The organism is Stutzerimonas marianensis (genome assembly GCF_022810315.1).
In the GTDB taxonomy this organism is placed as follows: Bacteria; Pseudomonadota; Gammaproteobacteria; order Pseudomonadales; family Pseudomonadaceae; genus Stutzerimonas; species Stutzerimonas marianensis.
Genome location: NZ_JALGRD010000001.1, coordinates 164686 through 176167, shown reverse-complemented (window position 1 = coordinate 176167; position 11482 = coordinate 164686). Strand labels below are relative to the sequence as shown.

The following is an 11482-nucleotide window of genomic DNA, read 5'->3' as shown; positions in this document are numbered from 1 at the left end:
AGCAAACACACTGGGGCTGCGGCCCGGATGCTGCTGCGTAAAAAAGCGGGTTCGCCTAGGCGAGCCCGCTCGCTCGCCGTTCTGCCTTGCTTGGTTGGCTCGCCGCGTTCTCACAGGCCGGGACAACTGGGCCCTTTTCACCGACAATGGCTGCTCGTCGGTAGAACCGTTCGGTCAAAAACAGACGCTTCGGCCCTCTAGAGGTGTCGGCTAGACTCGCTGACAAGCAAGCGGCCACACCGGCCGGTAACAGTCCCAGCGAGGTTTCCATGGCTGACTACAAGGCACCCCTTCGCGACATGCGGTTCGTCCTCAACGAAGTGTTCGACGCCCCGAGCCACTGGCGCGCCATGCCAGCGCTGGCCGAGGTGGTTGACGCCGAGACTGCCGAGGCGATCCTCGAAGAAGCCGGCAAGATCACTGCCGGCACCATCGCACCTCTGAACCGAAGCGGTGACGAGGAAGGTTGCCGCTGGCAGGACGGCTCGGTGACCACCCCGGCTGGCTATCCCGAGGCCTACAAGTTGTACGCGGAGGGCGGCTGGGTCGGCGTCGGTGGCGACCCGGCCTACGGCGGCATGGGCATGCCCAAGGCGATCTCGGCGCAGGTCGAGGAAATGATGAACTCGGCGAGCCTGGCGTTCGGGCTCTATCCGATGCTCACCTCCGGCGCCTGCCTGTCCATCTATGCGCACGCCAGCGAGGCGCTGAAGCAGAAATATCTGCCGAACATGTACGCCGGCCTCTGGGCCGGTTCCATGTGCCTGACCGAGCCGCATGCCGGTACCGACCTGGGCATCATTCGCACCAAGGCCGAACCGCAGGCCGATGGCTCCTACAAGATCAGTGGCACCAAGATCTTCATTACCGGCGGTGAGCACGATCTGACCGACAACATCATCCACCTGGTGCTGGCCAAGCTGCCAGACGCGCCGGCCGGTTCCAAGGGCATTTCGCTGTTCCTGGTGCCGAAGGTGATGGTCAACGACGACGGCTCGCTCGGTTCGCGCAATACCCTGTCCTGTGGCTCGATCGAGCACAAGATGGGTATTCAGGCCTCGGCCACCTGCGTGATGAATTTCGACGGCGCCACCGGCTGGATGGTGGGTGAGCCGAACAAGGGCCTCGCCGCAATGTTCACCATGATGAACTACGAGCGTCTGGGCGTCGGCATCCAGGGCCTGTCCACTGGCGAGCGTTCCTACCAGAGTGCCGTCGAATATGCCCGCGAGCGTATCCAAAGCCGCGCGCCGACCGGCCCGGTTGCGCAGGACAAGGCCGCCGACCCCATCATCGTGCATCCGGACGTGCGCCGTATGCTGCTCACGATGAAGGCCCTCAACGAGGGCGGGCGGGCCTTTTCGACCTATGTCGCGATGCAGCTCGACACGGCCAAGTTCAGCGAGGACGCCGAAGCCCGCCAGCGCGCCGAAGCGCTGGTCGCGCTGCTCACGCCTGTAGCCAAGGCCTTTCTGACCGATGTGGGGCTCGAGTCCACCATTCATGGCCAGCAGGTCTTCGGTGGGCATGGCTTCATCCGCGAGTGGGGGCAGGAGCAGTTGGTCCGCGATTGCCGGATTACCCAGATATATGAAGGTACCAATGGCATCCAGGCGTTGGATCTGCTCGGTCGCAAGGTCGTGGGCAGCGGCGGCGACCTGTACCGGATCTTCTCCGACGAGATCGTCGGCTTCTGCCGCGATGCCGGCGCGGAGATGGGGGAGTTCACCGCCCCGTTGGTAAAGGCGCTCGAGCTTCTGGATGAACTCACTGCACACGTACTCGAGAGCGCAAAGCGTAACCCCAACGAGATAGGTGCTGCCTCGGTCGAGTATCTGCATGCGTTCGGCTACACCGCCTATGCCTACATGTGGGCCAGAATGGCGGCAGCTGCGCTGGGTAAGGACGGCGAGGACGACTTCTACGCAAGCAAGCTGGGCACGGCGCGGTTCTACTTTGCACGCCTGTTACCACGTATCCATTCGCTGGCCGCGTCCGTGAAAGCGGGCAGCGAGTCGCTCTATTTGCTGGAGGCGAATCAGTTCTGATGACTTAATGCATGAGGGCACATTGAAATTAATTCGCCAGTCTGCGGAACAATGTGCCATCACGCTTGGTCATAATCCGGCCTGCACTATGGTCAATTGCTTACAAAGCTTAATCATGGATGGTTGGTTTGTAAGCAATTGCTTACATGGCGCGGTGCAGTTGGCTACTACAGGTTCCCAAGACCTCTGAGTAGTCTGCTAACCAGGACAGAGCGTAAGGAAGCGAAGTCGAATAACAGGGAATGCTCAGGGGAACGACGCCAGGATGGCGTACGTCACGGATGTCAGGATTCAGTCTGCAAAGGCCCCGCTTCGGCGGGGTTTTCTTTTTTTGGGGCATAACTGCCCGGCGAGGAGTGCGGACGGCATTAAGTGACTGGCCTTAAGCGCGCCGAAGCCCGTGGGCCCCGGCGCGGCATTTCAAGCCGGCATACAGACGCCGGTTCCACCTAGCCCGCAGTAGCCCCCGGGGTTCTTCGCAAGGTATTGCTGATGGTAGGCCTCGGCGTAATAGAACGTCGGCGCCTCGTCTATTTCAGTGGTGATCTGACCGAATCCCTGTTCGTTGAGGGCTGTCTGGAAGGTCGTCTCGCTTTCCCTGGCCTGTTGCAGCTGCTCTTCGTTCAGGCAGTAGATCGCCGAGCGGTACTGGGTGCCGGTGTCGTTGCCCTGCCGCATGCCCTGAGTTGGGTTGTGCGCTTCCCAGAAGAGCTTGAGCAAGGCGGCATAGCTGATCCGCTGCGGGTCGAAAACGACCAGGACCGCTTCGGTATGCCCGGTCAGCCCCGAGCACACTTCTTCATAGGTGGGGTTCGGCGTGTAGCCGCCGATGTATCCCGCTGCGGTGGTCCAAACGCCTGGCTGCTCCCAGAATCGTCGCTCCGCACCCCAGAAGCAGCCCATGGCAAAAATGGCCTGCTGCAGGTGAGCCGGAAACGGCGGATGCAATGGATGACCATTGACGAAGTGCGCTTCGGGCACCGGCACCGGGGTGGCGCGGCCCGGCAGCGCCTGGTTCTGGTCGGGCAGCGCCTGCTTGTGAACGAGAATTTGCGAACGCAACGTCATGGGTATTCCTCGAACCGAAAGTCATAAGGCTGCCTGGAAGCCTAGGACAACGGCGCAAGAAACCAAAGCGCTTTTCGGTAAGTGGTGATGTGAGCGGTCGCCAGTCAGACCCAGCGGGGGTAGCGGCCAAGGCTGGCAAGCAGGAGGTTGCCTGGAATGGGCCGATCGAACAGGTAGCCCTGACCGATATCGCAGCGATGCTGGCGCAGGAAAGCGAGTTGCTCCGGGGTTTCGACTCCCTCGGCCACGACTTTGAGTCGCAGATTGCGGGCCATGGCGATGACGGCGGAGGTGATCTCCATGTCGTCCTGATTGTCGGGAATATCCTTGATGAAGCTGCGGTCGATCTTGATGACGTCGATCGGGAATTTTTTCAGATAGCTGAGCGATGAATAGCCGGTGCCGAAGTCGTCCATGGCCAGGGTGACCCCCAGGGCCTTCAGGCCGTTCAGCTGTTGTCGGGTTTCGTCGGTGGCGTCGAGCAGCAGACTCTCGGTGAGTTCCAGCTCCAGCATTTCGGGCGGTAGGCGCTCTTCCTCCAGCACCCGAGCGATCGAGTCGACCAGCTCGGGGTCGGAAAATTGCTTTGGTGAGAGGTTGATCGCCATGCGAGGCGTGCCATGGCCCAGCGCCGAAAGTTGCATGCTCATGCGGCAGGCCTCACGCGCCACCCACTTGCCGATCGGGATGATCAGCCCGGTTTCCTCGGCGACGCTGATGAACTGGTCCGGGCGGATCATGCCCTTTTCCGGGTGACGCCAGCGCAGCAGCGCCTCGAGTCCTTGCAGACGGCCTGTGCGCAGACAGAGCTTGGGTTGATAGAAAATCTCCAGCTCGTTCTGCACCAGGGCGCGGCGCAGGTTGTTTTCCACGAACAGCTTGTAGTTGGCCTCGGCGTGTAGCGCCTCGGTGAACACCTGGACCTGGTTCTTGCCGTTGGCCTTGGCCTTGTGCAAAGCCTGGCCGGCATGCTTCATCAGGGTTTCCGGGTCACGCCCATGCAGCGGCGCGCAGGCCAGGCCCAGCGAGGCGCTGACGGTGATCAGCTGCTTGTCGACGAACAACGGCTTGTCGAGGATGCGCAGGACCTGGTTCGCAAGACGATGGCCTTCTTCGAGGTCCATGTCGTCGAGCAGCAGGGCGAATTCGTTGCTGGCGAAGCGCGCCAGCACGCTGTCGCGGTTGAGGCTGTTGCGCAGCCGTCGGGCCAGACTGGTCAGCAGCTTGTCGCCGGTCTGGTGTCCGAGGCTGTCGTTGATACGCTTGAAGTTGTCGATGTCCACCAGCAACAGGCAGAGCTTCGGGCTGGCGCTGCGTGCGAAGCGTTCTTCTATGCTGCGTATGAAGAAGGGGCGGTTACCAAGGTTGGTCAGGTTGTCGGTGTAGGCCAGCCGTTCGATGTGTTGCTGCGCGAGCTTGCTGTGGGTGATGTCTTCGTAGATGCCGATGTAGTGCGTGAGTTCGCCGGTTTCACCAAACACCTTGGAGATCGACAGCTGCCCCCAGTACGGCTCGAGGTTCTTGCGCCGGCTGCGGAACTCGCCTTGCCAGCTGTTGCTGTTCACCAGTGCCGAGGAGGTATCGAACAACAGTTCACTGAGGTTTTCCAGGGCCGTCAGCTCTGCCAACCGCCGTCCGCGAACCTCCTCGGCCGTGAACTGCGTGATGGAGGTGAAACTCGGGTTCACATAGTCCACCACGCCGTCTCGGTCGACGAGTATGAAGGCGCTGGCACTCTGTTCCACGGCGCGTTGGAACAGGTGCAGGGTATGGGTGGCGCTCAGCCGCTGCTGGTTGGCGAGCACCTGGGCGTACTGGTCAGCCAGCTCGCCGGCGAATGCGACCTCGTCGGTATGCCAGGCACGTGCACAGCCCGAATGTTCCAGGCAGAGCACGCCGATCACTTCGCCGCCGACGCGAATGGTGGCGTCGAGTATCGAGGTGATCCCGCGCGGCTTGAAAAATGGCTCCACCAGCTCCTGAGTGCGAGGGTCGTCGACGACATTGGGGACATCGATGGCGCGGCTGCTGTGGATGGCGTCCAGGTAGCGGGGGCAGACCGACATATCGAGCGCGTCGGGGTATTCGTGACTGTTGGTATCGCGCCGGTAGGCGGCGATGGCTTGCAGATGACTGCCGTTGACGTGCCAGATCGCGGCCCGAGCGATGCCGTAAGCTTCGCTTGCCGCCCGGGTGATCAGCTGTGCCGCCTCGAGCTGGGGATTCGGCGAACTGTAGCGGTGCCGCGCGAGCCGGACGATCAGGCTCTGCTGGGCACGGGAGCGGATCAGGTGCTCGAGGTGTTCGTCCTGAGCTTGCTGGTAGAACTCCAACGACGATCTAAGCTTTGCATTCTCCGTCTCGAGTGCCGGCGAGGCCGTAGGGCCGTGCGGCTCGACAATCAGATAGCCGCGCACCACTTCGCGACCGTATTGCTGGACGACCTCACCAATTTCGAGCAGATCCAGCGTACCGCTCGCGGCATGGACGCAATAGCGAACCGAGTAGTGTCCACGGTCGGCCAATTGCGCCTGGATGACGTCATGCAGGTGTAGTCGTGCCTGCGGCTCCATCAGGCTCGCATAGGGAGAATCGATGAGGGAACACAATTCATGGGCCGGTTGGCCGAGGTAGCGTTCGCAGGCAGGATCGAGGAAGAGCAGAGCCCAGCTGGATTCGTTCAGGCGCTCGAAACGCAGCATGCCGAGCCTGGAAGGCACTGGCAACTGCGTCACAACCTCGGTCGCCAGGCGGCTGGCGGCATCGGTATGTATTTTCATCGAGCGGTTTGCTTCCAGTATGCTGCGGGAGTTGCTCTGCCGGTCCCTATCTAGGCGTGTTTCTCGGCAGAGCGATGGCTAAATAACATTAATTATCGCAAGGGTGCATCATGCAGCAGGGACTGACAAGCCGGCTATTGAACTTCCTGATGATCTCGGCGCTAGTTGTTGCAACCGGGCCGCTGAGAGCCGCTGAAACCAACACCCTTGGCTCCGACGAACCAGCCCGATACCTGGCTGAATTGAAGTCGCTCTACCTGACCGGCGACGAGCGCCAGGCCTTGCTGGCGCATGCCAACGCGCTGCTAAAGACTTACGGCTTGCGCGCGTCCTACCAGGTTGGCCAACCAGATCCACACGACCTGGACTACCGCCTCGACGTCGGCGGCCCTGGCGAGTTGCGCATACGCGAGGAGCGCCGCGATGCGTCAGGTAACCTGGCCGTCCGAAATCGCAGCCTCAGCGTCTTCGGCCTCGATCCCTACTTGCAATACCGATGCCCGACTCAGGGCGTCGTCTGCACTTTTGGCAATACGCCGGGCGGCGAGCCCTGGCTGACGATCCTGCGTGATCCGCAGGGTGCCGAGGAGCTGGCCAAGGCCTTGTCCTTCCTGCTTCGCAATTTGCAGAAGGGCTGAACGACAAGGTATCGGACCCGAACATGAAAAAACCCGCCGAGGCGGGTTTTTTCATGGCTCAACGACTCACAGCAGCATCGTACGAATATCGGCGAGCAGTTCCGACAGTCGCTTGGTGAAGCGTGCCGCTGCGGCGCCGTTGATGACGCGATGGTCATAAGACAGCGACAGCGGCAGCATCAGGCGCGGCTGGAACGCCTTGCCATCCCATACCGGCTGCATCGCCGCCTTGGACACGCCAAGGATCGCCACCTCCGGCGCGTTGACGATCGGCGTGAAGCCGGTGCCGCCAATGTGACCAAGGCTGGAGATGGTGAAGCAGGCGCCCTGCATCGCGTCCGGGGACAGCTTCTTGGTGCGTGCCTTCTCGGCCAGCTCCGCCGCTTCGCCAGCCAGTTGCAGCAGGCTCTTCTGATCCACGTTGCGAATGACCGGCACCATCAGGCCGTCCGGTGTATCCACGGCGAAGCCTAGATGCACGTACTTCTTGCGAATCAGCGCCTTGCCGCTCGGCGCGAGCGAGCTGTTGAAGTCCGGCAGCTCCTTGAGCAGATGCGCGCACGCCTTGAGCAGCAGCGGCAGCACGGTCAGCTTGACGCCGGCCTTCTCTGCCACCGCCTTCTGCGCCACGCGGAAGGCCTCCAGCTCGGTGATGTCGGCTGACTCGAACTGGGTGACATGGGGCACGTTCAGCCAGCTGCGATGAAGGTTGGCAGCGCCTACCTGCATCAGGCGGGTCATCGGGATTTCCTCGACCTCGCCGAAGCGGCTGAAGTCGACGGTCGGAACCGGCGGGATGCCGGCACCGCCTGAAGCCCCTTCGGTGGGCGCCTGCTTGGCCTTGTTCATCATGCTCTTGACGTAGGCCTGGACGTCTTCCTTGAGGATGCGCCCCTTGGGCCCTGTGCCCTGAACATCCGCCAGGTCGACGCCAAACTCACGAGCGGTCATACGTACTGCCGGACCGGCGTGTACCTTGCTACCGGCCTTGCTCGGGCCGCTGACGGCGGGCGCGGGTGTAGCGGCGGCCTTGGCTTCCGGCACGCCTTGCTTGTTCGGCGCCACGGCCTGCTGCTGCGCAGCCGCTTCCTGCGGCTTGCTCTCGGCCTTTTTCGGCGCCGCGGCACCCTTGATCTTCAAGGTCAGGATCAGATCGCCGGTCTTGGCCTCGTCACCGACCTTGATCGACAGCGATTCCACCACGCCCGCCTTGGGCGCAGGAATTTCCATGCTGGCCTTGTCGGACTCAAGGGTAATCAGCGACTGGTCCGCCTCGACGCTGTCGCCAGCCTTGACCATCACTTCGATGACGTTGGCGCTGCCGCTGGAGCCGATATCCGGAATGCGGACCTCTTCCACGGATTCGCCGCCGGCTTCGCTGGGCGCCTCGGTGGCCTGTTCGCTGAGTTTCTCCTTCGGTGCGCTCGCCGCTTCGCTTGCCGGTGCCTTGCTGGCGGCCGGCTTGGCGGGGGCTGCGCCCTTGAGGATGAGGATCAGGTCGCCAGTGCCGACTTCGTCACCGACCTTGACCGAAATGCTTTCGACCACGCCAGCGGCCGGCGAGGGGATCTCCATGCTGGCCTTGTCCGACTCGAGCGTGATCAGTGCCTGCTCGGCGGCGATGGTGTCGCCGGGCTTCACTGATATCTCGATCACGCTGGCCTTGCCGGACGAGCCGATGTCCGGAACCTTGATCTCTTGCGATTCACCTTCGCCCGCCGAGGCGGACGGGTTCTCATCGCCTGGGGGCGTAGGTGCTTCGGTTTCGTCAGCCGGGCCGCCACTGCTGGCAGCGGCCGGTTCGGCTGCAGCTTGCGCTGGCGCCTCGTTGTCCGCGCCTTCTTCGCTTTCCAGCTCGAGTAGCTCGTCGCCTTCCTTCAGCCGGTCGCCCAGCTTGACCTTCAGGCTCTTCACCACCCCGGCCTTCGGCGCGGGGATTTCCATGCTGGCCTTGTCGGACTCCAGCGTCAGGATGCTCTGGTCGGCTTCGATACGATCACCAACCTTGACGAACAACTCGATTACTTCACCCTCACCGCTGCCGATGTCGGGTACGCGTATGGTTTCACTCACGTTAGGTTCTCCTGTGCGCACGCAGCATCAGCAATCCAGGGGATTGCGCTTCTCGGGGTCGATACCGAACTCGGTGATGGCATCGGCCACGACCTTGCGTTCGATGGCGCCGCGATCGGCCAGTGCTTGCAGCGCCGCAACGGCGACCCAGCGACGGTCGACTTCGAAGAAATCGCGCAGCTTGGCGCGCGAGTCGCTACGACCGAAGCCGTCGGTGCCCAGCACCTGGTATTCGCGGGACGGGACCCACTGACGGATCTGGTCGGCGAACAGCTTCATGTAGTCCGTGGAGGCCACGACCGGGCCTTCGCGGCCTTCCAGGCACTGCTCGACGTAGCTCTTGCGTGGCTCCTCGGTCGGGTGCAGGCGGTTCCAGCGATCCACTGCCAGGCCGTCACGGCGCAGCTCGTTGAAGCTGGTCACGCTCCAGACATCGGCGCCGACGCCCATCTTGGCGAGGATGTCCACCGCGGCGCGCACTTCACGCAGGATGGTGCCCGAGCCCAGCAACTGCACGCGGTGCTTGAAGTCGCCCTTGGCTTCTTCGAGCAGGTACATGCCCTTGATGATGCCGTCCTCGACACCCTGCGGCATGGCCGGCTGCTGGTAGTTCTCGTTCATCACGGTGATGTAGTAGTAGACGCTCTTCTGCTGCTCCATCATCTCGTGCATGCCGTGATGCATGATCACCGCCAGCTCGTAGCCGTAGGTGGGGTCATAGCTGCGGCAGTTGGGGATGGTGCTGGCGAGGATGTGGCTGTGGCCGTCCTCGTGCTGCAGACCTTCGCCATTGAGCGTGGTGCGCCCGGAGGTGCCACCCAAGAGGAAGCCACGGGTCTGTGCATCGCCGGCGGCCCAGGCCAGGTCGCCGATGCGCTGGAAGCCAAACATCGAATAGAAGATGTAGACCGGCAGCATCGGCTGGTTGTAGTTGCTATAGGCGGTACCGGCGGCGATGAACGAGGAGAACGCGCCCGCCTCGTTGAGGCCTTCCTGGAGGATCTGGCCGTCCCGCTCTTCGCGGTAGTACATCACCTGGTCGCGGTCGACCGGCTCGTACAGCTGACCCACCGGCGAGTAGATGCCCAGCTGGCGGAACATGCCTTCCATACCGAAGGTGCGCGCTTCGTCGGCGAGAATCGGCACGATGCGCTTGCCCAGATCCTTGTCTTTGACGAGTTGCGAGAGGATCCGGCCGAACGCCATGGTGGTGGAGATTTCCCGGTCGCCGGAGCCGTCGAGCACGGCTTTGAGTGTTTCCAGCGGCGGTGTGGGAATGCTGAAGCTCTTCGGACGGCGCTGTGGCAGCGATCCGCCGAGCTTTTCGCGGCACTTGCGCAGGTATTTCATTTCCGCGCTGTCTTCGGCCGGGCGGTAGAACGGCAGCTCTTCGAGCTGCGAATCGTTGACCGGGATGTCGAAGCGATCGCGGAATTTCTTCAGGCTGTCGATATCGACTTTCTTGGTGTTGTGGGCGATGTTCTTCGCCTCACCGGCACCGGTGCCGTAGCCCTTGATGGTCTTGGCCAGGATGACGGTTGGCTGACCCTTGTGGTTGACCGCCTGGTGATAGGCCGCATAGACCTTGTAGGGGTCGTGGCCGCCACGGTTGAGCTTCCAGACCTCTTCGTCGGACATTTTCTCGACGCGCTTGAGCAGCTCCGGATCGGCCCCGAAGAAGTGCTTGCGAACGTAGGCGCCGTCTTTGGCCTTGTAGTTCTGGTATTCGCCGTCGATCGCCTCGTCCATTCGGCGCTGCATGCGGCCGTCTTCGTCCATGGCGAACAGCGGGTCCCACATGCGACCCCAGATGACCTTGTTGACGTTCCAGTTGGCGCCTTTGAACACGCCTTCCAGTTCCTGGATGATCTTGCTGTTGCCGCGCACCGGGCCGTCCAGACGCTGCAGGTTGCAGTTGATGACGAACACCAGGTTGTCGAGGTTCTCGCGGCCGGCCAGGGAGATGGCGCCTAGGGTTTCCGGCTCGTCGCACTCGCCGTCGCCGATGAAGCACCAGACGCGCTGCTTGCCGGCCGGGATGAAGCCGCGGTTCTCCAGGTACTTCATGAAGCGTGCCTGGTAGATGGCGGTGATCGGGCCCAGGCCCATGGAAACGGTCGGGAACTGCCAGAAGTCGGGCATCAGGTGCGGGTGCGGGTAGCTCGAAAGACCCTTGCCATCGACTTCCTGGCGGAAGTTGAGCATCTGCTCTTCGGTCAGGCGGCCTTCGAGGAAAGCGCGGGCGTAGATGCCCGGCGATGCGTGGCCCTGGTAGTAGATCAGGTCGCCGCCATGTTCTTCGGTCGGCGCCTGGAAGAAGTAGTTGAAACCGATGTCGTAAAGCGTCGCGCTGGAGGCGAAGGTGGAGATGTGACCACCCAGGTCCGGGTCCTTCAGGTTGGCGCGCATCACCATTGCGAGTGCGTTCCAGCGAACCAGGGAGCGAATGCGACGCTCCATGAACAGGTCGCCGGGCATCTTGGCTTCGCGGGTAACGGGAATGGTGTTGCGGTACGGTGTGGTGATGCCGTACGGCAGCGGTGTACCACTGCGGGTGGCCAGCTCCCCCATCCGGGTCAGCAGATAGTGGGCGCGGTCTTCACCTTCGCGGTCGAGAACGGACTCGAGGGCGTCCAGCCATTCCTGGGTTTCGACGGGATCGAGATCTTGCATGGCTTGCTCCAGGGCGGAAAGGCTTCCAGAATCGGTTGCCTGACTTCGCTGCCGGCTTTTTGGGCCGGTGCGTATATGTTCTTGGATGTAATGCCGGGGGTAGAGCCGGGCTCTGTAGTTTTACTACAAAACCGCGTTCGATTCAGCCCCCTGTAACAATCATTCGTAGTAAAACTACACGCGCAGCGAGTCGGCCGGGCCG

The 11482-nt window shown here is 62.3% G+C and carries 6 protein-coding genes; 2 read left to right on the top strand and 4 right to left on the bottom strand.

Annotation, left to right across the window (positions count from 1 at the left end):
* Positions 1 to 269: 269 nt before the first annotated feature.
* On the top strand, positions 270 to 2048 hold the full coding sequence (locus MST27_RS00785; protein ID WP_243604101.1) for an acyl-CoA dehydrogenase C-terminal domain-containing protein: 1779 nt from the start codon (positions 270 to 272) through the stop codon (positions 2046 to 2048).
* A gap of 420 nt (positions 2049 to 2468) precedes the next feature.
* Here the strand turns inward: MST27_RS00785 and msrA are convergent, their stop codons facing one another.
* A complete protein-coding gene (msrA, locus tag MST27_RS00780; protein ID WP_243604100.1) occupies positions 2469 to 3116 on the bottom strand; it encodes a peptide-methionine (S)-S-oxide reductase MsrA in 648 nt (215 codons plus the stop codon).
* A gap of 104 nt (positions 3117 to 3220) precedes the next feature.
* Entirely contained in the window at positions 3221 to 5896 is a 2676-nt protein-coding gene (locus tag MST27_RS00775; RefSeq protein ID WP_243604099.1) for a putative bifunctional diguanylate cyclase/phosphodiesterase, read from the bottom strand.
* 149 nt (positions 5897 to 6045) lie between these two features.
* On the opposite strand from MST27_RS00775, the gene MST27_RS00770 reads away from it, so the two are divergent.
* Positions 6046 to 6534, top strand: coding sequence for a hypothetical protein (locus MST27_RS00770; protein WP_243604520.1), 489 nt, complete (start codon positions 6046 to 6048; stop codon positions 6532 to 6534).
* Between the two features lie 66 nt (positions 6535 to 6600).
* Here MST27_RS00770 and aceF read toward each other — a convergent pair whose 3' ends face one another.
* Together aceF and aceE are read right to left on the bottom strand one after the other, a co-directional pair.
* The gene (gene aceF, locus MST27_RS00765) at positions 6601 to 8607 is read right to left on the bottom strand and encodes a dihydrolipoyllysine-residue acetyltransferase (RefSeq protein WP_243604098.1); all 2007 of its coding nucleotides are present in this window, start codon (positions 8605 to 8607) and stop codon (positions 6601 to 6603) included.
* 27 nt (positions 8608 to 8634) lie between these two features.
* Positions 8635 to 11280, bottom strand: coding sequence for a pyruvate dehydrogenase (acetyl-transferring), homodimeric type (aceE, locus tag MST27_RS00760; RefSeq protein WP_243604097.1), 2646 nt, complete (start codon positions 11278 to 11280; stop codon positions 8635 to 8637).
* Positions 11281 to 11482: the final 202 nt, after the last annotated feature.